Source organism: Tritonibacter sp. SIMBA_163 (genome assembly GCF_046535935.1).
Classification (GTDB): Bacteria; Pseudomonadota; Alphaproteobacteria; order Rhodobacterales; family Rhodobacteraceae; genus Epibacterium; species Epibacterium scottomollicae.
In genome coordinates, this window is record NZ_JAWJBP010001315.1 from 1 (window position 1) to 236 (window position 236).

The 236-nt window shown below is 62.3% G+C and carries 1 protein-coding gene; it reads left to right on the forward strand.

What is annotated here, in order from left to right; genetic code table 11:
- Positions 1-236, forward strand: a 236-nt coding sequence (locus tag R0J92_RS26565; protein WP_411053886.1) for an enolase C-terminal domain-like protein, incomplete at both ends; no start/stop codon positions are given.

A 236-nucleotide genomic window follows, 5' to 3' on the forward strand; every position in this document is an offset into this window, starting at 1 on the left:
CGGAACGTCCGGTGCCGGTCCGCCCCGATGAGAGCGCGCATGACTGCGCCAGCCCGCCAACACTCAAGGGCAAATATGACGTTGTTAACATCAAACTGGACAAGACTGGCGGTCTGACCGAAGCCTTGAACTTGCGCGATGCAGCGCTGGCCGAGGGCTATCAGGTGCTGGTCGGCTGCATGGTCGGATCGTCTCTTGCGATGGCGCCCGCGACACTGGTGGCACAAGGTGCGTTG